This window comes from Pseudonocardia hispaniensis (assembly GCF_042658695.1).
Taxonomy (GTDB): domain Bacteria; phylum Actinomycetota; class Actinomycetes; order Mycobacteriales; family Pseudonocardiaceae; genus Pseudonocardia; species Pseudonocardia hispaniensis.
Genome location: NZ_JBHSQW010000034.1, coordinates 162685 through 185767 on the forward strand (window position 1 = coordinate 162685; position 23083 = coordinate 185767).

A 23083-nucleotide genomic window follows, 5' to 3' on the forward strand; every position below is an offset into this window, starting at 1 on the left:
GCTCAGGCCTTGCGCAGCGCGATACCCCACCCCGGCACCGGCTCGTGCCCGGGGACCGGGACGTCCTCGCCGGTCAGGTTCACGATCACGGCGCCGTCGTCGGTGCGGAACGCGAGCAGTGGCTGCGTCGTCGACCGGCCGATCTCGACGCCGCCCTTCGCGAGCCGGGGCACCAGCCAGGTCCACGCTCTGGTCAGCGGGGTGGGCGTGCCGCCCTCGGGTTCGGTGCTGTCGGTCCACAGCGCCGAGTACTCCAGGCTGCTGCCCTGCGGGCCCCACAGCAGAGCGACGGACACGCCGGAGCCGGCGAACGCCGCGACCGTGGCAAGCGTGGCGGCGGCGCTCGCCGGGCTCGCCGCACCGCCCGTGGCGCCCGGTGCGGGGTCGGCGTAGAACTCGGCCCACCAGACGGCGAGCGGGGTGCGCTCCCGGATCCACGCGGTGACAGCGGCGAACTTCTGGGCACCGACGTCGATCTGCTCGGGGGCGCCCCCGTTGCGGGTCGCGGTGGACCCGTCGACGGCGATGAAGTCCGCGCCGACGTTGTGCGCGAGCCAGTACTCGAGGATGGCCAGCGCCCGCTTGTCGACCGCGCCCCAGGGTCCGGCGAGGTCCGAGGCGTTCTCGGTGCCGGGCCTGAGGCTGGTCATCACCGCGTACGGGCCGCCGATCTGCACATCGGGCCGCACCGCCTTCACCGCGGTGTAGACCTTGTTGTACAGCTCGGTGTAGCCCTCGTAGTCCCAGCGGTTCTCGTCCTTGTGGTAGAAGCCCTTGAGCTCGTTCCAGACCAGCACCCGCTCGATCTGCGGGTAGCGCTGCACGGCCGCCGCCGACAGCTGCGCGAAGTCGTCGAAATGATCGGGGTCGGGCGCCTTCTCCAGCTTCGACCAGTCCGTCTGTCCGGCGGACCCGCCCTTCATCCAGTCCGGGGCGCAGCACAGCGTCAGCACGGTGCGGCCATGGGTGTCCTTGATCAGCTGCATCCGCCGGTCGAGGCTGTCCCAGTTGAAGTCGCCGGGGGACGGCTCCGGGTTGAGAGCGCCGAAGCCCATCAGATGCTGGTTCTGCCAGATCCCGCTGTCGTCGGCGAGGATCCTCTCGCCGCGGGCGCGGGCGTCGGCGGGCTCCGAGCTGTCCAGGCTGTGCTGGGTGTGCGTCACGCCCAGTTCGAGGCGGTTGACCTGGGGCCGCCAGGTCCAGCCGTTGTCGAGGTCGATCGCGCCGGCGCTGGCGTCGACGACGGTGGACGGTTTGGTGTCCGGAGCGGGCCCGGAGCAGCCGGCGACGATCGCCGTGATGAGCGCGAACAGGAGTGCGCCCAGGACCGCGGGCCGGGGGCGAGGAGGGCGAGCCGGAGCTGTTACCACGTGAGGACCTATCGAGATCTGGTGAGACCGGACGAGCGCGCAGCGAACCAGGAGCGTTGCGGCGCAGCATGGGCAGAGCCTGGCAGGCGATCACTGAAACCTAGCTGAGAGGGTTCGCACCGCCTGCGGCCCATTGTGGGGCAGCGCGCTCCGGCCGGAGCTCACACGGACGCCGACGCCGCCGGCAGCCGGTGAGCCCTGCGGTACCAGCCATCCTGGGCGAGCAGCCCGGCGTGGGTTCCGTGCTGCACGACCCGGCCGCCGACGACGACGTACACGGCGTCCATCTCCGCGAGCCGATCGAGATCGTGGGTGACCAGCAGGACCGCCCGGTCGCCCGCGGCGGTGAGCAGGTCGTCGAGCACGGCGTTGCGGGAGTCCGGGTCCAGGTGAGTGGTGGGCTCGTCGAGGACCAGCAGCCGGGCGTCGGTGAGCAGGGCGCGGGCCAGCGCCAGTCGCTGGCGCATACCGCCGCTGAACCGGGCGCCGTGCACCCCGACGTCGGTGTCGAGCCCGGCGGGCATCGCGGCGACGTCGGCGGCGAGCCGGACCCGCTCCAGCACGTCCCACAGCTGCGCGTCGGTCGCCTCCGGCCGGGCCAGCCGCAGGTTCTCCCGCACGGTGCTGTCGAACAGGTGCGGATCCTGCGGCACCCCACTGATCATTCGCCGGGCGGCGTCGGGGGAGACCGCGGTGAGGTCGGTGCCGCCGATCCGGACCGTGCCCGCGTCAGGGTCACGGAACCGGAACAGCACCGCCGCCAGGGTGCTCTTGCCCGACCCGCTGGGCCCGACGACGGCGACCCGGGCGCCGGGCGCAAGGTCGAGGTCGAGGCCGTCGAGCGCCCATGGCTCCCCGGGGCCGTAGCGGACCCGCAGGTCACGGACCTGCAACGGCCCCGGGGTGAGGTGCCCCCGACCCGCGGGATCGCGCACCGCGGGCGGGGTGTCCAGGACGTCGAAGAGCCGGGCACCGGATGCCCGGATCGCGCCGAGCCGGGCCGCGGCGGCCGGCAGCGGGGCGACGATCTCGAAGGCGGCCAGCGCGGTGAGCACGAGCACGGCCAGCGGCACCGGGCCGAGCGAGCCGTCCTCGACGGCGGCCACCCCGAGCAGCAGGGTTGCCCACAGGGTCGCCCCGGCGACCAGCGCGGTACCCGCCGCGCCGAGCCCGAGCAGGCCGGCGTCGCGTCGAGCGGCGCGGGTGAGCGCCGCATCGGCGCGCTCCACCCGGGCGACGGCGCGGTCCATCGCGCCGTAGGCGACGAGGTCGGGGGCACCGTGCAGGGCATCGACCAGCGCGGCCGACAGCTCTCCGCGGGCGGCGGTCTGCCGTCGCCCGGTGGCCCGCCCGAGGAGGGCGGCCACGACCGGGACGGCGAGTCCCGCGAGCAGGAGCCCCGCGGCCAGGGCCAGCCCGCCCGGGACGAGCAGCGCGACGCCGAGCGTGATCACGCCTGCCCCGGTGAGCAGCGCGGACAGCGGAGGGGCGAGCCCACGGACGAGCAGGTCCTGGGTGGCGTCGGTGTCGCTGACCAGCCGGGTGACCAGGTCGCCCGAGCGGAACCGGCGGATCGGCTCGATGCGGGCGAGCCGTTCATAGACCTGCACCCGCACCTGCGCGAGGGTGCGCAGCGCCGCGTCGTGGGTGATCAACCGTTCCAGGTAGCGGGCGACCCCCCGGGTGACGCCCAGCGCGCGGGTGAGCACGACCGCGACCCCGAGCGCGGCGACCGGGGGATGGGTCGCGGCCGTCGCGATGAGCCACGCGGCCAGGCTGAGCAGCCCGGTCCCCGCGGCGGTCGCGACGGCGCCGGCCAGCACCCCGAGCGCGAACCGTGAACCCCGCGGCCGGGCCAGCCCCAGCAGCCGCCGAACCGGCCCGTGAGTGGGTAACGGTGTTCCTGCACTGTTAGGCACTCACAACCCCCAGTGAGCTGCGGGTACGGCCGTTCTCCACGGTGACGACGTGATCGACGATCTCCGCCCATCCCGCGTCGTGTGCGACAACGATCCCGGTCCGCCCCCGCAGCAGCCGGGCGACCGCGGTGCGGATCTTCGCCGCGTTGTCCGGGTCGAGGTGCGCCGTGGGCTCGTCGAGCAGCACGAGCTCCGGATCCCGCAGGAACGCCCTCGCCAGCGCGAGCCGTTGGCGCTGGCCCGCCGACAGCCGGGTGCCGCGTTCGCCGAGCCGGGTCGCGTAGCCGTCCGGCAGCGCCGTCACGACCTCGTGCAGTTCGGCCGCGCGGGCGGCCCGCTCGACGGCGGCGTCGCTGGCATCGGGATCGCCGAGCCGGATGTTGCCGGCCACGCTGTCGTCGAACAGATGCGGGTGCTGGGGAACCCAGGCGATCCGGCGCCGCCACGCGTCGGCGTCGAGGTCGTGCAGCGGGCGCCCGTCGATCCGGACCTCGCCGTGGTCGGGATCCAGGAACCGCAGCAGCACAGCCAGCAGGGTGCTCTTACCCGACCCGCTCGGCCCGTCCACGAGGACGCTGTGCCCGGCGGGAACCTCCAGCCACACGTCGTCGAGAGTGGGCAGCTCGCGGCCCGGGTACCGCAAGCTCAGGCCGTTGACCTGCACGTGCACGCCTCGGCCCGGCCGCGCGGGAAGCCGGCCGGCGCCCCGGGGCGGCTCCCCGGTGGAACTCTCGAGCACCGCGAAGACCTGCTCGGCGGCGGCGATGCCCTCCATGCTCGCGTGGAACCGGGCGCCGACCTCGCGCAGCGGCAGGTACGCCTCGGGCGCGAGGATGAGCACGAGGAGGGCGGTTTCCAGGTTGAGCTCCCCGTAGAGCAACCGCAGGCCCACCTCGACGGCGACGAGGGCGACGGCCAGGGTGGCGAGCACCTCCAGGACGAACGCCGAGAGGAACGCGACGCGCAGCGTCCCCATCGTGGCCCGGCGGTGGTCGTCGCTGACCCGCCGGACCAGTTCGGCCTCGGCCTTCGCCCGGCGGAACAGAGCGAGCGTCGGCAGGCCCTCGACAACGTCGAGGAAATGCCCGCCGAGCCGGTGCAGCAGCCGCCACTGACGGCGGGTCCGAGCCTGGGTGTGCCAGCCGACCAGCGCCATGAACAGCGGGATCAGCGGCAGCGTGACACCGATGATCAGCGCGGAGATCCAGTCGGCCCGCGCGATGACGACGAGCACGGCCAGCGGCACCAGCGCCGCGAGCACGAGTTGCGGCAGGTAACGGGCGATGTAGTCGTCGAGGGCGTCCAGGCCGCGGGTGGTGAGCGTCGCCAGCTCGCCCGCGCTACGCCCGGCGATGTCCGGTGGCCCGGCCGTCACATGTCCGACGAGGCGGCGTCGCAGCTGCGATTTCACCCGGGCGGCGCTGCGCAGCGCCGCGGTCTCGGCGCCGTAGGCGAGTCCGGCCCTGGCGAGTGCGACGACGCCGACCGCGGCGATGGCGGCGCCGAGATCGGCGAGGCCGAGTCCCTCCGTCGCGCCGGCGATGACCCGAGCGACCAGCCAGGCCTGCAGCAGGATCAGTCCGGTCAGCGCGAGCCCACCCCCCACGGTGACGGCGAGGTACCCGCGCACGGCGTCCGCCGTGCGCAGCAGCCGTGGGTCGAGGGGCTTCACCGCGGGATCACCCCGACTCGGTCGCGGAAATACCGCGACTCGCGGGGGTGCGACTCGCGGGGGTGGTGGGCGGCGGACCGACCCGCTTGCGGAAGACCCAGTACGACCACGCCTGGTAGCCGATCACCAGCGGCAGGAACACGAGGGCGATCCAGCTCATCACCGTCAGCGTGTAGGGCGCCGAGGCCGCGGCGGCGACGGTCAGCGAGAACGCCGGATCGACGGTCGAGCGCAGCACGATCGGGAACATCGAGCCGAACACCACCACCGCGAGCCCGGCGACCGTGACCGCGGTCGCGGTGAACGCCCAGCCCTCCCGGCCGCGCGCGACCAGCCCCGATCCGAGAACCAGCGCCACGACGGCGGCGAGGGCCACCGGCAGCGTCCATCCGGTGCCGTGTTCGGCCTGCGTCCAGCCCAGGAACGCCACGGCCACCGGGACGGCGACCAGAGCCAGCCTGCCCGCGGTGCGGCGGGCGGCCAGCCGTACCGGACCGTCGGTCTTGAGCGCGAGGAAGACCGCGCCGTGCAGGGCGAACAGGCCCAGCGTCAGCACCCCGCCGAGCAGCGCATACGGGTTGAACACATCGGTGAACCCGGCCCGCACGACGTGCTCGGCGTCCATCGGCACCCCGCGCACGAAATCGGCGAGCAGCACGCCCCACAGGAACGCGGGTGTGGCGCTGCCGGCGACGATCGCGACGTCCCAGCGCCGCCGCCAGCGCGCGTCGTCGACCTTGCCGCGGTACTCGAACGCGACGCCGCGGACGATCAGTGCCAGCAGGATCACCAGCATCGGCAGGTAGAAGCCGGACAGCATCGAGCCGTACCAGGCGGGGAACGCGGCGAACGTCGCGCCGACGGCCGTGATCAGCCAGACCTCGTTGCCGTCCCACACGGGGCCGATCGCGTTGATCATCACACGCCGGTCGAGGTCGTTGCGGCCGAGCACCGGCAGCAGGGTCCCGACGCCGAAGTCGAAGCCCTCCAACACGAAGTAGCCGGTCCACAGCACGGCGATGGCCACGAACCAGATGGTGGGCAGGTCCATCTCGTCTCCTAGTAGATGAGCGCGGGGACGCGCTCATCGGTCGTGTCGGGTTCGGCGGGCGTGGGCGCGGTGTCGCTGCCGTCGGGCGGGTAGGGAACGACGTGTCCGGGACCTGCCTTGATGTACCGCCACAACAGCCCGGCCTCGACGACGGCGAGCACGCCGTAGATCGCGGTGAACGCGGTCAGCGAGATGGCGACCTGGGTGAGGCTCACGCCGGGGGACACGCTGTTGGCGGTGAGCAGCTCGCCCACGACGGTCCAGGGCTGGCGGCCCATCTCGGTGAGCACCCAGCCGAAGATGTTCGCGAGCAGCGCCGCGGGCAGCGCGGCGATCGCCGCGCGGTACATCCACCGCCGGCCGGGCAGCCGACCGCGCCGGGTGAGCCACAGCCCGGCCACCGAGATCGCCACCCCGGCCAGGCCCAGTCCCATCATCAGCCGGAACGACCAGTACAGGACGCCGATGTTGGGCCGGTAGTCGCCGGGCCCGAAGACGGCCTCGTAGCGGGCCTGGACGTCGTTGATGCCCTGAACGTTGCCGTCGAAGTCCCCGGTCGCCAGGAAGCTGAGCACCTTCGGGATCTGGAGGTTGATGTGGTTGCGGCCGTTCTGGATGTCCCCGACGGCGAACAGCGAGAACCCGGCGCCGTCCTCGTCGCTCCACAGCGCCTCGGCCGAGGCGAGCTTCATCGGCTCGTATTCGGCCATGAGCTTGGCCTGGTGGTCACCGGAGAGCACGACGACGAGGCCGGCCAGCGCGGTGACGACGAAACCGAGGCGCATGGTCTTGCGGAACAGGTCGCGCTCGCTGGCGTGCGGCCGGTCGGCTCCGGCCCGCGGCCAGCGCTCGCGCATCAGTTTCACCGCGCTGACCGCGACGACGAACAACCCGGCCGCGATGAACGCCCCGGCCACGACGTGCAGGTAGGTCGACCAGGCCTGCGGGTTGGTGAGCACCGCGCCGATGTCGCTGAGCCGGGCCCGGCCGGTCACCGGGTCGACCTCGTAGCCCACCGGGTGACGCATCCACGCGTTCGCCGCGATGATGAAGTACGCGGACAGGTTCGTGCCGATCGCGACGATCCAGATGCAGGCCAGGTGCACCCGCCGGGGGAGCCGGTCCCAGCCGAAGATCCACAGCCCGATGAAGGTCGACTCGAGGAAGAACGCGAGGAGCGCCTCCATCGCCAGCGGGGCGCCGAAGACGTCGCCGACGAAGGTGGAGTAGTCGCTCCAGTTCATCCCGAACTGGAACTCCTGCACGATGCCGGTGACCACACCCATCGCGAAGTTGATCAGAAAGAGTTTCCCGAAGAACTTGGTGGCGCGCAGGTACTCCGGCTTGCCCGTGCGGTGCCAGGCGGTCTGCAGCAGCGCGACGATCGCCGAGAGTCCGATGGTCAGCGGGACGAAGAGGAAGTGGTAGATCGTCGTGATCCCGAATTGCCACCGCGCGAGGTCCAACGCCTCCATGCCACCCCTCCAGCCAACTTCTACGTTCTGTAGTAGTTCTACACCTTGTAGAACCAAGGGGCTCGTCGGTGTGCGCGGAACTGCACTGTGGGTCCGGACACGCGGGGCCGATCGGCCCCGTCCGGCGGGGTGTGCGATCGATCGTCTCGATCGCGATGATCGCTCGGCGTGAGCCGCCTGACACATGCCGTGTCGCGGTCCGCCGTCCGCCCTAGACTCGGATGATTCGTTGCGGCAGGACACCTGCGTCCGCGACGACCACGCTGAACAGATGCCCGTCGCGGCCGCGGTGGCCGGTGAGGAGCACGGATGAGTACCCCCCAGGTGGATACGGACGCGCTGGACCGGGCCGGCCCGGATCAACCGGACGAGCTGGTGCTCGCCGGGGAGTTCCCCGCAGCCACCCGGGCGCAGTGGGCCGGGCTCGTCGACGGGGTCGTGCGCAAGACCGGCCGCATCGCGGCCGACGCGCCCGCGGGCGCGGGCGTGGCGAAGATCGCCTGGACGACCCCGGACGGGATCGCGGTGCGGCCGCTCTACACCGCCGAGGACCTCGCCGCGGCGATGCCGGTCGGCGTCCCGGGGGCACTGCCGTTCGTCCGCGGCTCCCGCGCTCACGGGCCCGCCCCGGCCGGCTGGGACGTCCGGGGGCACTATGCCGACCCGGACCCGCAGGCGGCGAAGAACGCGATCATGACCGATCTCGAGAACGGCGTGACCTCGCTGTGGCTGGCGGTCGGGGACAACGGCACCGCAGTCGCCGACCTGGCGCGGGTGCTCGCCGACGTGCGGCTCGATCTGGCGCCCGTCGTGCTCGAGGCGGGCACCGAGGCACCGGCCGCAGCGGAGGCGTTCCTCGCGCTGGCCGAGGAGCGGGAGGTGTCCGCCGGGGACCTGCGCGGCAACCTCGGCCTCGACCCGATCGGGCTGCACGCCCGCACCGGTTCCGGGCCCGCCGCCGACTCGGTCGTCGACCTGGCGCGCCGGGTCGCGCAGCGGTGTGCGGGGTTGCGCGCGATCGTCGTCGATGCCCTGGCCGTGCACGGCGCGGGCAGCTCCGACGCCCAGGAGCTGGGCTACTCCCTCGCCGCCGGGGTCGGCTACCTGCGTGCGCTCGTGGACGCCGGGCTCGACGTCGCCGCGGCCGCGGCGCTGCTGGAGTTCCGCTACGCCGCCACCGTGGATCAGTTCGCGACGATCGCGAAGCTGCGCGCCGCGCGCCGGCTGTGGGGCCGCGTGCTCCAGGCCTGCGGGGCGGACGGGCCCGGGCAGGCCCAGCACGCGGTCAGCTCGCCGGTGATGCAGACCCGCCGGGACCCGTGGGTGAACCTGCTGCGCGGCACCGTCGCCGGATTCGCGGCCGGCGTCGGGGGCGCCGACGCGGTGACCGTCGCGCCGTTCGACGCCGCGATCGGGGTGGCCGAGCCGTTCTCCCGGCGCATCGCGCGCAACACCCAGACGCTGCTGATCGAGGAGTCGCACCTGGCCAGGGTGATCGACCCGGCCGGCGGTTCCTGGTACGTCGAGCACCTCACCGACGACCTCGCCAAGGCGGGCTGGGCGTTCTTCCAGGAGATCGAGGCCGCCGGCGGCGCGGTCGCCGCGCTCGGCTCCGGCCTGGTGGCCGATCGGGTCGCCGGCGTGCGCGCGCAGCGCAGCCGGGGCGTCGCGAAGCGGACGGTCCCGCTCACCGGGGTCAGCGAGTTCCCGAACCTGGACGAGCTGCCCGTGCCGCGCCGTGCGCTGCCCGACGGCCCGGCGGCCGACGGTGGTCTGCCGGTCTTCCGGCTGGCGGAGCCGTTCGAGGCCTACCGGGACCGCTCCGACGAGATCCTGGCCCGGACCGGGGCCCGCCCGACGGCGTTCCTGGCCACCCTCGGCCCGCTGGCCGCCCACACCGCGCGTGCCGGGTTCGCCCGCAACCTGCTGCAGGCCGGCGGGATCGCGGCCCCCGACGCGGGCCCCACCGACACCCCCGCGGACGTGGTGACGGCCTTCGCCGCGGCGGGTACCCCCGTTGCGGTGCTCTGCTCGACCGACGCCCTCTACGCCGAGCGCGGCGCGGCCACCGTGGCGGCCCTGCGCGCGGCCGGGGCGACGACCGTGCTGCTCGCCGGCCGCGCCGACGTACCCGGGATCGACGGATATCTCCACGCGGGCTGCGACGCGCTGGCCGCGATCGAGGACGTGTACGGCGCTCTGGAGGGTTCGAAGTGACTGTTCCCGACTTCACGACGGTCTCGCTCGAGGCCCCGGACACGGCGACGGCCCCGGCCGACGACTGGGCGGCGGCGCTCGGCGGCGCCCCCGCGCCGCAGCCGTGGGAGTCGCCCGAGGGCATCACCGTCAAACCGCTCTACACCCCCTCCGACCTCGAGGGGCTCGACTTCCTGCGGACCTATCCGGGTATCGCCCCGTACCTGCGCGGGCCGTACCCGACCATGTACGTCACGCAGCCCTGGACGATCCGCCAGTACGCCGGGTTCTCCACGGCCGCGGAGTCCAACGCCTTCTACCGGCGCAACCTGGCCGCGGGGCAGAAGGGCCTGTCGATCGCGTTCGACCTGGCCACCCACCGCGGCTACGACTCCGACCACCCGCGGGTCGCGGGCGACGTCGGGATGGCGGGGGTGGCGATCGACTCGATCCTCGACATGCGGCAGCTGTTCGACGGCATCCCGCTGGACCGCATGTCCGTCTCGATGACCATGAACGGTGCCGTGCTGCCGGTGCTGGCGCTCTACATCGTCGCGGCGCAGGAGCAGGGGGTGGCGCCCGAGCAGCTCGCCGGGACCATCCAGAACGACATCCTCAAGGAGTTCATGGTCCGCAACACCTACATCTACCCGCCGCGGCCCTCGATGCAGATCATCTCCGACATCTTCCGTTACACGTCGGAGCGGATGCCGAAGTTCAACTCGATCTCGATCTCGGGCTACCACATCCAGGAGGCCGGGGCGACCAACGACCTCGAGCTCGCCTACACCCTCGCCGACGGCGTCGAGTACCTGCGGGCCGGGATCGACGCCGGCCTGGACATCGACCGGTTCGCGCCCCGGCTGAGCTTCTTCTGGGCGATCGGGATGAACTTCTTCATGGAGGTCGCCAAACTGCGGGCGGCGCGGCTGCTGTGGTCGAAACTGGTCAACCAGTTCTCCCCGCAGAACCCCAAGTCGCTGTCGCTGCGCACCCACTCGCAGACCTCGGGCTGGTCGCTGACCGCGCAGGACGTCTTCAACAATGTCGTGCGCACCTGCATCGAGGCGATGGCCGCCACCCAGGGCCACACCCAGTCCCTGCACACCAACGCGCTCGACGAGGCGCTCGCGCTGCCGACCGACTTCTCCGCGCGGATCGCGCGCAACACCCAGCTGCTGCTGCAGCAGGAGTCGGGCACCACGCGGGTGATCGACCCGTGGGGCGGCAGCTACTACGTCGAGCGGTTGACCTACGACCTGGCCCGCCGGGCCTGGGCGCATATCCAGGAGGTCGAGCAGGCGGGCGGGATGGCCCAGGCGATCGACGCGGGGCTGCCGAAGCTGCGCGTCGAGGAGGCGGCGGCGCGCACCCAGGCCCGTATCGACTCGGGCCGCCAGCCGGTGATCGGGGTCAACAAGTACGTCGTCGCGGACGACGAGAAGATCGACGTGCTCAAGGTCGACAACTCACGCGTGCGCGGCGAGCAGCTGGCGAAGCTGGAGCGGCTGCGTGCCGAGCGCGACGACCGGGCCGTGGACGCGGCGCTCACGGCGCTCACCGGCGCGGCCGCCGCGATCGCCGAGGGCGCCCGGCGCGGGTTCGACCAGAACCTGCTGGCGCTGGCCGTGGACGCGGCGCGGGCCAAGGCCACCGTCGGGGAGATCTCCGACGCGCTGGAGAAGGTTTTCGGGCGGCACTCCGGACAGATCAGGATCATCTCCGGTGTGTACGCACAGGAGGCCGGGAGGACCCCGGCGATCAGCCGCGCCCGCGAGCTGGTGAGCGAGTTCGCCGCCGAGGAGGGGCGCCAGCCGCGCATCCTCGTCGCCAAGATGGGCCAGGACGGTCACGACCGCGGCCAGAAGGTGATCGCCACGGCGTTCGCCGACCTCGGCTTCGACGTCGACGTCGGCCCGCTGTTCTCCACCCCGGCCGAGGTCGCGCGCCAGGCGGTCGAGGCCGACGTGCACGTCGTGGGGGTGAACTCGCTGGCCGCCGGGCACCTGACGCTGGTGCCCGAGCTGCGCGCGGAGCTGGCGCGGCTCGGGCGGCCCGACATCATGGTCGTCGTCGGCGGCGTCATCCCGCCGGGCGACGTGCCGGAGCTGCTGGCGATGGGGGCGGTGGCCGTGTTCGGACCGGGGACGGTGATCGCCGAGGCCGCCGTCGACCTGCTCGGGAAGCTGTCGGCCGCGCTGCACGCCGAGTCCTGATGGCGCGCACGGTCGACGTCGCGGCCCTGGCCAAGGGGGTCCTCGACGGCAACCGGGCGGTGCTGGCCCGGGCGATCACCCTCGTGGAGTCCAGCCGGCCCGACCATCGGCAGGCGGCGCAGCAGCTGCTGATGGAGCTGCTGCCGCATGCCGGGGCCGCCCGCCGGGTCGGGATCAGCGGGGTGCCGGGCGTCGGGAAGTCGACGTTCATCGAGGCGCTGGGCACCCGGCTCACCGGCGCCGGGCACCGGGTCGCCGTGCTCGCCGTCGACCCGTCCTCGACCCGCACCCGCGGCTCGATCCTGGGCGACAAGACCCGGATGGCGAAGCTGGCCTGCGACGAGAACGCGTTCGTGCGCCCGTCGCCGAGCGCGGGGACGCTGGGCGGGGTCGCCAGGGCGACCCGCGAGACGATCGTGCTGATGGAGGCCGCGGGCTACGACGTGGTGCTCGTCGAGACGGTCGGGGTCGGCCAGTCCGAGGTCACCGTGGCCGCCATGGTCGACACGTTCCTCATGTTGACCATCGCGCGCACCGGCGACTCGCTGCAGGGGATCAAGAAGGGCATTCTCGAGCTCGCCGACGTCCTCGCGGTGAACAAGGCCGACGGCCCGCACGAGAAGGACGCGCGCGCCGCGGCCCGGGAGCTGCGCTCGGCGCTGCGGCTGATGACCCCGACGAGCCCATCGTGGCGCCCGCCGGTGCTGACCTGCAGCGCGCACACCGGGGCCGGCCTCGACGAGGTGTGGCAGCGCATCGAGGAGCACCGGGCCACCCTGGAGCGGACCGGGGAGCTCGCCACCCGGCGCGCCGACCAGCAGGTCGAGTGGATGTGGGCCATGGTGCGCGACCAGCTCATGGACCGGCTGCAGTCGGATCCCGGGGTGGCGGCGAAGCTGCCCGGGCTGGAGCGCGACGTCCGCGACGGGCAGCTCACCCCGACCCTGGCCGCCCAGACGATCATCGAAACGCTGGGCTGAACCGCCGGGCCGGCCCGCGTCGCGCGGGCGGTCGGCCTACCGTCCCTCGAGCAGGGGCCTGCGACGGTCCCAGGTGGTGCCCTCCGCGGCGTCCTTGCGGCGCCGGGCGATACCCGACAAGGCCTCCAGCACGACCCGGTTGGCCAGCAGCGAGGTGATGTCGGCGCTGTCGTACGGGGGCGAGACCTCGACGATGTCGACCCCGACGACCGGCACCTCGTAGGCGATCCGGCGCACCGCGTCGAGCAGTTGGCGGGCGGTGAGCCCGCCCGGCTCCGGCGTGCCGGTCCCGGGCGCGTGCCCCGGATCGCAGACGTCGATGTCGACGGACAGGAACACCCCGTCGCAGTCGTCGGTGGCGATCGCGAACGCCTCGGTGAGGCATTCGTCGAGGCCGCGCGCCACGATCTCGGTCATCTCGTAGGAGCGCATGCCCTGTTCCGCCATCCAGGCGAGGGTCTGCGGCCCGGGCCAATACCCGCGCAGGCCGATCTGCAGGAACCGGTCGCCGCGCAGTGCCCCGGACTCGATCAGCCTGCGCATCGGCTGGCCGTGCCCGATCAACGAGCCGAACTCGATGTCGCCGGTGTCGGCGTGCGCATCGAAATGGAGCATCGAGACGCGGCCCTGACCGAGGTGCTGCGCGACGCCGGCCGCATCCGGCCAGGCGATCGTGTGGTCACCGCCGAGGATCAGCGGGATCGCCCCGGTCCTGGCCACGGCATACACCGCCGCCTGCAGGTCGCGCACCGAGCGTTCGGCGTCGCCGGAGAACATCTCCACATCGCCGGCGTCGTACACCCGCAGATCGGTGCCGAGCCCGTCGACGCGCAACGCCAGCGACGGGCGCGAGCCGTCGTGGGCCAGGTAGCAGGTCTGCCGGATGTACTGCGGGCCGAACCGGGTGCCGGCGCGATGCGAGGTGCCACCGTCGAACGGCGCGCCGAGGATGACGACGTCCGCGTCGGGGTAGGTCGAGGCGTCCGCCCAGTCGCAGCGGGGAACGCCGAGGAAGGTGATGTCGGGTCCGAACTGGGGGCCGTATCGCGCCATCTCAGCGGCCCAGGTAGGACATGACGTGCTTGACCCGGGTGTACTCCTCCAGGCTGTAGGCCGAGAGGTCCTTGCCGTACCCGGACTGCTTGACCCCGCCGTGCGGCATCTCGGCGACCAGCGGGATGTGGCAGTTGATCCACACACATCCGGTGTCGAGCGCGGCCGAGACCCGCAACGCGGTGCCGTGGTCGCGGGTCCACACGCTCGCGGCCAGCCCGAAGTCGGTGTCGTTGGCCAGCCGGACCGCGTCGTCCTCGTCGGTGAAGCCCTGCACGGTGATCACCGGGCCGAAGATCTCGGTACGGATCAGCTCGTCGCCCTCGCGCAACCCGTCCACGATCGTCGGGGAGTAGAAGTAGCCACCGCCGCCGACCCGCTCGCCGCCACGGACGATCCGCGCATGCGCCGGGGTCCGCTCGACGAGCCCGGAGATCTTCGCGAGCTGGTCGGCGTTGTTCACCGGCGGGATGTAGAACTCCTCGCTGCCGGTGGTCTCCTCGCGGGAGAGCCGGACGGTGGCCGCCTGCTCGGCGAGCGCGGCGACCAGGTCGTCGCGGATGCTCTCCGCCGCGATCACCCGGGTGGCGGCGGTGCAGTCCTGGCCTGCGTTGAAGTACCCGGCGACCGCGATGCCCTCGGCGGCGGCGGCGAGGTCGGCGTCGGCGAAGACGATCACCGGTGCCTTGCCGCCGAGCTCCAGATGCGCCCGTTTGACGGTGTCCGCCGCGGACCGGGCGACGGCCTTCCCCGCCGCGGTGCTGCCCGTGATCGACACCATCGCGGGCGTCGGGTGCGCGGTCAGCGCGGCGCCGGTGCTCCGGTCGCCGCAGACGACGTTGAACACCCCGGGCGGCAGGAGGTCGGCGAACAGCTCGGCCATGAACACGGCGCTGGCCGGGGTGGTGTCCGACGGCTTGAGCACGATGGTGTTGCCCGCGGCCAGCGCCGGGGCGAACTTCCACACCGCCATCATCATCGGGTAGTTCCACGGCGCCACCGAGCCGATCACCCCGACCGGCTCGCGGCGGATCGAGGAGCTGTAGTCACGCATGTACTCGGCGGTGGCCTTGCCCTCCAGCAGGCGGGCGGCGCCGGCGAAGAAGCGGATCTGGTCGACCATCGGCGGGATCTCCTCGCTGGTGGTCAACCCGATCGGCTTTCCGGTGTTCTCGGCCTCGACCGCCACCAGCCGTTCGGCGTTGTCCTCGAGCGCGTCGGCCATCCTCAGCAGGACGTTCATCCGCTCGCCCGGGGTGGTCCGCCGCCAGCTCGCGAAGGCCGCGTCCGCGGCGGCGAAGGCGGCGTCGAGGTCCGGCGCGGTGGACAGCGGCGCGGTGGCGTACACCTCACCGGTCGCCGGGTTGATCACATCGGTGTAGCGGCCCTCGGCAGGGGGCACGAACGCGCCGCCCACGAAGTTGGCCAGCTGGGTCTTCTCGCCCATCAGGATCTCCAGGTTGTGGTCAGTGACAGCTGTCGGGCCGCGACGGCGCGACGTCGAGCGCCGGGTTGTGGTCGAAGAATCCGACCGGCTTGAGCCAGAACGAGACCGTGTCGACCGGCATGATCGGCCAGTCCTCCACCCGTGGGACATGGTGGATGCCGAAGACGTACCAGAGCACGACATCGGTGTTGTCGATGGAGCGGTTGGCCGCGGTCCACACCGGCAGGCCCTCGTCGCGGGAGCTCTGGTTGACGAACTCGCCGCACGGCCAGCGTTCCCCGGGGTCGTAGGGGGTGACCCACAACGTGTGGCCGAGCACCTGGGCCCGCCGCAGGACCGGCGAGGACGGGTCGAGCATGGCCGGGATCGCGGCGCCGGGCACCAGCTTGTAGGCCACCGGGGCGCCGACCTTGTTCAGCCGGCCGGGATTGGTGATCTTCCAGGTCCGCTGGGTGGTCCAGTCGTAGTCCTGCCTGCCCTCGGCCTCGGTGCGCAGTGGGATGTTGCGCTGCGTGAGCGCGAGCCCGTCCGGGTTGTCCGGGCCGATCGGCAGCTGCGCGGTCTCGGACATCACGACGGTGTTGTCCGGGCCGTCGACCTCCATGTCCAGCCGGGCCACGAGGAAGTGCTGGTGGATCGGCGCGTAGGTCCCGGTGTCGACGACCGTGCCGTAGGGCGGCGCCTGTTCGCCCGCGTACGGTGTGGTCACCATGATCCCGGTGGCCCGGACCTCGCATTCGATGGCGCCGTCCTCGTGGAAGCGCCAGTAGATCAGGTACTCGTAGTTCGCGACGGTGACGTGTGCGGACACCACCAGCCGGCGCATCCGGCGCACCTCGGCGCCGGCGCGCTCGTCGACGTGCTTCCACAGGACCGCGTTGTCCTCCTCGTGCACGCAGACCGCGTTGCGGATCACCCGCGGCTCACCGGCGCTGTCGTGCACCACCGCGTCGAGGTAGGTGATCTCGCCGAGGCAGTCGCAGCCCAGCTCCAGCGAGGTCGTCATGAATCCCAGACCCCACTCGCCGATGTCGTAGGCGGTGCGGCGGACGTGGTCGGGAGTCGGGTCACGGTAGGGCACCACCATCTCGGCGAAGGACATCCGGTGCGCCACCGAACGCCCGTCATAGCCCACGGTGTGCAGCACCAGCCCTTCGCGCGGGGTGAAACCCACCCGCATCCGCCACTTCTGCCAGGACAGCTCGTTGCCCTCGAGGGTGAACGAGACGCCCTCGGGCTGGACGATCTGCAGCGGCTTGCGGTCGGATCGCGGGCGGTGGCCGGGCACGTGCTTGGGCACGTACTCGCCCTGCACCGGCGGAAACCCCGCGCCGGGGGTGTCCTCGATCTCCAGCAGTTCCATCGTGTTCAGGTCGACGACGAGCTTGAGTCCGCTGACCGGATGCGCATAGGGATTGGAATCCTCGGCCGTCCGCACCCAGATGTCGCACCAGCCGAGCCGCCGTCCCGCGTACCGGGCCGGGATCAGGTGCGCGCCGTAGGTCCAGACGTCGATGAGCACCAGCGACAGGTCGGTGACTCCGCGGCGGCGCAGGGCGGCGGCCACCTCCGGGTGCCCGCGCATCGCGGCGTCACAGTCGTGCCACTCGTCCACCGTCGCGTTGGGCTGGCGCCCGGGGTGGGCCTGCCAGGAGACGAGCGTGTCCTCGGTCAGCGATGCCACCGCGACGTATGCGGTGCCGTCCCCGGTGTGCCAGGCCACCGCCCGGGCCTCGCGGGTGAACTCCGTACCCGGTCGGAACCCGCGGACGAGTTCCTTGGCCGGCTCCGCGAGCTCGATCGAGGCGATCCGCCACTGCGGGCGCTCGACACCGCGCTCGCGCCGCAGGATCTGCTGGACCTGGCGGATCTCGGTCTCGGACAGGGGGTCGAGGGGGTGGGCGGTGGATATCGAAATGGCGGTCATGTGGACTCTCCTCATCCGGGAACGACGAGCGTCGGGGTGTCGTGGCGCAGGGTCTGGCCCGTGAAGAACGCCGGGTGCCGGACCCGCCAGACGAGCATCAGGACGGCACCGAGCAGCAGGAGCCCGAGGCCGAGGATGAACACCAGGCCGACCCCGCCGATCTGGGCGCCGCTGCCGTTTGCGGGGTCGTAGCTGTCGATCAGCGAGATCACGAAGACCACCCCGAGCATGGTGCCGCCCAGCAGCGGGAACACGAGCTTGAACACGACGTTGAACGCGCTGGTGAACAGCTCGTGGCGGAAGTACCAGACGCAGGCGAACGCGGTCAGCCCGTAGTAGAAGCAGATCATGATGCCCAGCGACAGGATGGTGTCGGTCAGGACGCGCTCGGACAGCAGCATCATCACGGCGTAGAACACCGCGGTGCCGATCCCGCAGGTCAGCGTCGCGTAGCTCGGGATGAGGAAGCGCGGGTGGATTCTGGCGAACCGCTGCGGGATGGCCTGGTACTCACCCATCGCCAGCAGGCTGCGGGCCGGGGGGAGGAACGTCGTCTGCAGGCTGGCGGCGCTGGAGGCCAGCACGGCCAGGAACAGCAGCAGGGACGGCCAGTGCCCCATCACCGGCTCGGCGAGCGCGGCGAACACGTCGGCGGAGGTCTCCTCGTTGCCGAGGCCGATGCCCCGGGTGCCGATCCCGGCGTACATCATCGCCGCGATCGCGACCAGCAGATACGTGGCCAGGATCGTCAGCACCGTCAGCAGCGCGGCCCGGCCGGGCATCTTGTCGGCGTCCTTGCTCTCCTCGTTGACGGTCAGGCAGGTGTCCCAGCCCCAGAAGGCGAAGATCGAACCCACCACGCCCGCGATGAACGCGGTGAGCGTCAGGTCGGTGAACGGGTTGAACCAGCTCCACTCGAACGCGATGCCGGTCGGGGCGGAGAACGAGGCGACGATCGCGGCCACCACGAAACCGGCCAGCACGAGCATCTGGAACGCGACGAGCACGGACTGGACCCGCTCGGTGGTCGTGATGCCGCGGTAGGCGATGAACGTGGCCACCCCGATGAACGCGATGCAGGTCGCGATGTTGACCGCCGTGTTCGAGGCCAGCTCGGCGATCGATTCCACTCCGGTCAGCCGCGCCAGGAACAGGTAGAAGAACGTGACGGCGACCCCGGCGAGGTTCGACAGCACGATGACGGTCGCGACGACCGCCCCCCAGCCGCACAGCCATCCGACAGAGGGGCCGAACGCCTTGGTCGCCCACGTGAACGACGTGCCGCAGTCGGGGATGCGCCGGTTGAGCTCCCGGTAGCCGTATGCGGTGAGGAACATCGGGATGAAGCCCGCGATGAAGATCGCCGGCATCTTCAGCCCCACCGCGGCCACGATGATCCCGAGGGTCGCGGTGAGGGTGTAGGCGGGCGCCACGCTGGACACGCCGAGCGTCATGCTGCCCAGGAGTCCGACCGACCCGCTGGACAGTCCCTTGACGTGCACGTCCGATCCGGTAGCGGCGACGCGGGAGACCCGTTGCGTGTCACTCATCGGTGCACCTCGCTCGGCATCGGCCGGATCGCCGGCAGTTCCGTGGTGACGTCCAGCGGCACCTCCGTCCCGCCGCGCGGCACGGCGACGACCGGGAGCGGGCAGCCGCGTAGCAGGCGTGAGGCGGTGCCACCGAAGAACACCCGCTCGACCGGACCGGCGTCGGAGGAGCCGAGCACCAGCACATCGCCGTCGGCGGTGTCCAGCCCGGCGAACCCGGCCGCGACATCGGGCCCGGCGGCGATCGCCGTATCGGCTTCGACGTCCGCATCCACCATGGACAGTGCCTCGGTCAGCGCGGTGTGCGCCTCCGCGCGATGGCGGCGCACGATCTGTTCGACGTCACCCGCGCCGAGCATGCCGACGCCGTCCGGGACGACGAAGGTCACCAGCCGCAGCGGTGCGCCGCTGCGGCGGGCGAGCTGCATCGCCGCGGTCAGCGCCTCGCGGCTGCGCGCGGTGCCGGCGTAGCCGCACCAGACGCGATGCACCGGCCGGTCGGCGGCGATGTCCAGGCCGCGCGGCGCGAGCGCCAGCGCGACCGGGGAGGAGTGCAGCAGCTGGCCGGAGACCGTGCCGATGCCGAAGTGGCGCAGGCTCGAGGTCCGGGAGCTGCCCAGCACGATCATGCTCGCGCCGGACCGGGTGGCCAGCTGCGCAAGCCCTCGGGCGGGCGAGTCGGCCGCCACCACGCGGGCCTGCACCCGGACGCCGCCGCGTGCGACGACCCAGCTTTGCGCCGCCTGCAGCCACTCGTCGACCTGCGCCTCGATCTCCGGCGGGAAGGACGAGCGGGCGTGCGCCCGGGTGGCGATCGGGAACTCCTCGGGCACCACGTAGGCCACCGTCAGGTCGGCCTCGTGCTGGCGGGCCAGCCAGGCGCCCAGGGCAAGAGCTTCCCGGCCGTGGTCGTCAGCGGCATATCCCACGATGAAGTGCATGCTCACCTCCAGGAATCCGGCCGGACCCGGGCTCGAAGCGCGGCCCGACCGCCCATCGTTGTGATCGTTGTCTCAGTCGGCAAGCCCGATCGTGCGGGCCCGTCACTTCGCCGCGGGAACCGTCGCGGAATCCGGCAGCTCACCCACCGGGGTCGCGCGGACCTGCCGGCGGAGCCCGTCGACCCACCGCCGGCACAGCGGGGTGAGGGTGCCTTCGCCGGACTGGAGCCGTCCCCGGCTGACCAGGATCCCGATGTCGGCGCCCTTGTAGAGGTAGTCGCCGGGCCCGGCGATTCGCAGGTAGAAGCCCTCGGTGTCATCGCAGAGGTCGTGCCAGTCGGTGGCCGGCCGGTCGAAGGTCACGCGGCCCCGCGGGCCGCTGCGCCAGATGCCGGTCGCCGGTGCCTCGGTCAGCAGGCCGACGTCCTCGCCGGTGTGCTTGATCACCAGTTGGCTCCAGACGTCGATGGTGTCCGGGTCGGCCCACCGGGAGTTGATCTCCGCGACGTCGATCTCGTAGTCGACGTCGAGGAACTCGAGCAGGTGGAACAGGAACAGCGGCAGCTCGGCGTAGGCGCCCGCGGTCACGTTGGTCATCGAGCTGATCCCGGACAGCCGCGGGTTGAGCTCGCCCAGGTACAGCTCGCCGCTGCCGGTGTCGACGAGGTAGTCGACCTCGAAGAAGCCCCGGTACCCCTCGCTGGCCAGCCGGTCGCCGAGGTGCTCGGTGAGCACCCGCGCCCGGGCCCGCTGCTTGTCGTCGAGAACGTCGAGGTGCACGTCGTTGCCTGCCCAGCCACCCTGGTAGGGGGTCAGTTCGGGGTGCCCGGTGATGTCGGCCATGATCGGCCCGACGAGCGTGCCGTGCCGGGTCAGCACGGCCTCCACCGCGACCGCCCGGCAGTCGATCCGTTTCATCACCTTGAGCTCGACGCCGGTGAGGACGTGTTCGGCGGCTGCGGCCTCGAAGGCCTGCCGGCCGTCGACGAAGAAGGTGGTCTTTCCCGAGTCGCCCCAGGGCAGCTGCACGACCAGGTCCTCGCCGAGCCCGGCCGAGGCGGACAGCGCGAGCAGGCCGTCGTAGTCCTCGACCCGCCCGAGCACGTTGGGCACGCTGGGCACGCCGGCCTCGTTGCCCAGCCGCGTGGTGACCAGCTTGGAGTCCAGGCGGTGGCGCAGCGCGGCGGACGGCATCGCGATCTCGATGCCCAGTTCGCCGGCCAACCGCTCGGTCTCCTCGTCGAACATCACCAGCACCGCCTTGCCGCGGCCCTTCTCCCGCACCAGGTCGTAGACCTCCGGATGGGCGAGCAGGTGGTTGTTCATCTCCTCCATCGAGCCGAACCCGTCGACCCCGCGTGCCTGGGGGACGAACACGCGCGGATGCGTGCCGTCGAAGGAGTCGAGGTAGTTGACGTAGTGGAAGCCCGAGACCCACCGGTCCACCCCGAGCAGGTTGAACGCCGTGGGGGAGACGAAGTAGATCGGCGTCGTGTTGCGCCGGAAGAACGCGCGGATCTGCGACACCCCGCGCAGCGGCTTGCGGGCGGGTGTGCCCGGCTCGGCGAGCCGGGTCTTGCCGGCCTGCTCGCGGGCCCGGCGCGGGGTCCCCGGCGTCGTGGGTTTCGTCGTCGTGGGTTTCGTCGTCGTGGGTTTTGTCGTCTTGGCCATGGCCGTCGTTCCCTTGTTCGAGGTCGTGGGAGTCAGTGCCGGTCGAGGGCGTCGGAGAGCAGCCCGGCGATGCGCAGCAGGTGCCGGTCCGAGCAGCGGGGCCCGAGCAGCTGCCCGCCGACGGGCAGCCCGCCCTCGCCCGTTCCGATCGGGACCGTGCAGGCGGGCAGGCCGGCCAGGTTGGCGTCGTAGAGGAACGGTGCCCAGTCCAGCCAGGGCTCCTCGACCGCGACGCCGCCGATCCGTTCCGGGTACGCGCGACTGGCGTCGAACGCCACGCAGCCCAGGGCCGGGGTGAACAGCGCGCTCGTGCCGGTGGCGGTGAACAGGTCCACATAGGCCCGGTGGATCTCCTCACGCCGGAACTGCGCCCGGATGTAGCGCTCGGCCGTGACGGTCTCGCCGAACGCGAGGTAGTCCCGGACCTGTGGAGACAGCAGCCCCGGGCGCGCGGTGTACTCGTGGGCCTGCGCCCATCGGGCCTCGGCCGCCGCGATCACGGCCCAGTCCCGCACCGAGCTGCCCAGCCCCGGGTCGGCCGGCACGATCTGTGCTCCCGCCGCGGCCAGTGCGTCCACCGCACGGCGGAACGCGGTCCGCACGTCGGGGTCGACGGCGGCGAAACCGAGGTCCTCGCTGACCGCGACCCGCAGCGGCCCGGACCTGGCCGGTTCGGGGGCGGCGTGGACGGAATGCCGGTCCCGGGCATCGGGACCGGCCAGCACGTCCAGCAGCAGGGCGGCGTCCGCAGCGGTGCGGGTCAGTGGCCCGACGGCGACGAGGGTCTTCCACCCGGGGTCGGAGGGTTCGTGGCCGACGAGCCCGAAGGTGGGCTTGTGGCCGACCAGCCCGCAGAACGCCGCCGGGATCCGGATGGACCCGCCTCCGTCGCCGCCGAGCCCGACCGGGCCGGCGTAGGCGGCGACCTGCGCCGCGGCGCCGCCGGACGACCCTCCGGCGGTGCGGGTGAGGTCGTGCGGGTTGGCGGTGACGCCGAAGGCGGGCGCGGTGGAGATCCCGGAGTAGCAGAACTCCGAGGTGGTGGTCTTCGCGAAGACCACGGCGCCGGCGTCGATCACCCGGCGCAGACAGCTGAGGGTCGCGGCCGGGACGAAACCCGGGCGGGCCCGGCTGCCCGAGGTGGTCGGCACGCCGGCCAGCCACTGCGAGTCCTTCGCGGTCACGGGCAGTCCCTCCAGGGGCCGCGCCGTGCCGTTCGCGATTCGCCGGTCCGACTCCGCAGCCGCGGCCCGCGCCTGCTCGTCGAGCCGGATCGCGAACGGGTTCACCGGGCCCGCGATCTCGTCGCATCGGCCCAGGACCGCCTCGAGCACCTCGGCCGCGCTCACCTCGCCCGCCCGCAGCAGCGCGAGCAGTTCGGTGGCCGAGGCGCGCAGCCGGGGATCCGCCGGTGGCGTCAGCCCGGCCGGTGCGGCGGATGTGGGGAAGGTCATATCCGGAGTGTGTGGGCGGGCCGGTCTCCCCGATATTGGACGAATCCGATACTTTTTCGGATGATCTGCCATTCTGTCTAACTACAGATTCCGCGGTCGCGGGATCGACTCGGGATCGACGGTCGGAAGGGACAGCGGGTGGACGACGGATCGGCGTGGCC

The 23083-nt window shown here is 72.2% G+C and carries 15 protein-coding genes; 3 read left to right on the top strand and 12 right to left on the bottom strand.

What is annotated here, in order from left to right:
• Positions 1-2: 2 nt before the first annotated feature.
• The 5 genes from ACFQE5_RS16750 to ACFQE5_RS16770 all read right to left on the bottom strand — a co-directional run bounded on the left by ACFQE5_RS16750 (position 3) and on the right by ACFQE5_RS16770 (position 7487).
• On the bottom strand, positions 3-1370 hold the full coding sequence (locus tag ACFQE5_RS16750; protein ID WP_379586199.1) for a hypothetical protein: 1368 nt from the start codon (positions 1368-1370) through the stop codon (positions 3-5).
• A 161-nt stretch (positions 1371-1531) separates the two neighbouring features.
• Positions 1532-3289: a thiol reductant ABC exporter subunit CydC gene (gene cydC, locus ACFQE5_RS16755; RefSeq protein ID WP_379586201.1), complete on the bottom strand. Its 1758-nt coding sequence runs from the start codon at positions 3287-3289 to the stop codon at positions 1532-1534.
• Entirely contained in the window at positions 3282-4961 is a 1680-nt protein-coding gene (gene cydD / locus ACFQE5_RS16760) for a thiol reductant ABC exporter subunit CydD (protein WP_379586203.1), read from the bottom strand. The genes cydC and cydD overlap by 8 nt, the downstream gene beginning before the upstream one ends.
• A gap of 7 nt (positions 4962-4968) precedes the next feature.
• The gene (cydB, locus tag ACFQE5_RS16765) at positions 4969-6012 is read right to left on the bottom strand and encodes a cytochrome d ubiquinol oxidase subunit II (protein ID WP_379586205.1); all 1044 of its coding nucleotides are present in this window, start codon (positions 6010-6012) and stop codon (positions 4969-4971) included.
• Between the two features lie 8 nt (positions 6013-6020).
• Entirely contained in the window at positions 6021-7487 is a 1467-nt protein-coding gene (locus ACFQE5_RS16770) for a cytochrome ubiquinol oxidase subunit I (RefSeq protein WP_379586207.1), read from the bottom strand.
• Between the two features lie 309 nt (positions 7488-7796).
• Here ACFQE5_RS16770 and ACFQE5_RS16775 point away from each other — a divergent pair, with 309 nt between their 5' ends.
• From ACFQE5_RS16775 to meaB, 3 genes are read left to right on the top strand one after another with little or no spacing between them, the layout of a single operon-like run.
• Positions 7797-9704: a methylmalonyl-CoA mutase family protein gene (locus ACFQE5_RS16775; RefSeq protein WP_379586209.1), complete on the top strand. Its 1908-nt coding sequence runs from the start codon at positions 7797-7799 to the stop codon at positions 9702-9704.
• Positions 9701-11899: a methylmalonyl-CoA mutase gene (gene scpA, locus ACFQE5_RS16780; RefSeq protein ID WP_379586211.1), complete on the top strand. Its 2199-nt coding sequence runs from the start codon at positions 9701-9703 to the stop codon at positions 11897-11899. Before ACFQE5_RS16775 ends, scpA begins: the two co-directional genes overlap by 4 nt.
• Positions 11899-12879, top strand: a complete 981-nt coding sequence (gene meaB, locus ACFQE5_RS16785) for a methylmalonyl Co-A mutase-associated GTPase MeaB (protein WP_379586213.1) — start codon at positions 11899-11901, stop codon at positions 12877-12879. The genes scpA and meaB overlap by 1 nt, the downstream gene beginning before the upstream one ends.
• A 36-nt stretch (positions 12880-12915) precedes the next feature.
• Here meaB and speB read toward each other — a convergent pair whose 3' ends face one another.
• From speB to ACFQE5_RS16820, 7 genes are all read right to left on the bottom strand, one after another.
• Complete coding sequence (gene speB, locus ACFQE5_RS16790) at positions 12916-13932, bottom strand: agmatinase (RefSeq protein ID WP_379586215.1); 1017 nt, start codon at positions 13930-13932, stop codon at positions 12916-12918.
• Position 13933: 1 nt separating this feature from the next.
• Positions 13934-15379 (bottom strand): aminobutyraldehyde dehydrogenase, encoded by a 1446-nt coding sequence (locus ACFQE5_RS16795; RefSeq protein WP_379586217.1) that lies wholly within the window; start codon positions 15377-15379, stop codon positions 13934-13936.
• 19 nt (positions 15380-15398) lie between these two features.
• Positions 15399-17306, bottom strand: coding sequence for a primary-amine oxidase (locus tag ACFQE5_RS16800; RefSeq protein ID WP_379586219.1), 1908 nt, complete (start codon positions 17304-17306; stop codon positions 15399-15401).
• An 11-nt stretch (positions 17307-17317) separates the two neighbouring features.
• On the bottom strand, positions 17318-18856 hold the full coding sequence (locus ACFQE5_RS16805) for an APC family permease (RefSeq protein WP_379586221.1): 1539 nt from the start codon (positions 18854-18856) through the stop codon (positions 17318-17320).
• Complete coding sequence (locus ACFQE5_RS16810; protein WP_379586290.1) at positions 18853-19797, bottom strand: universal stress protein; 945 nt, start codon at positions 19795-19797, stop codon at positions 18853-18855. Before ACFQE5_RS16810 ends, ACFQE5_RS16805 begins: the two co-directional genes overlap by 4 nt.
• A gap of 102 nt (positions 19798-19899) precedes the next feature.
• Positions 19900-21468, bottom strand: a complete 1569-nt coding sequence (locus ACFQE5_RS16815) for a biotin carboxylase (RefSeq protein WP_379586223.1) — start codon at positions 21466-21468, stop codon at positions 19900-19902.
• A gap of 32 nt (positions 21469-21500) precedes the next feature.
• Positions 21501-22922, bottom strand: coding sequence for an amidase (locus ACFQE5_RS16820; RefSeq protein ID WP_379586225.1), 1422 nt, complete (start codon positions 22920-22922; stop codon positions 21501-21503).
• Between the last annotated feature and the right edge of the window lie 161 nt (positions 22923-23083).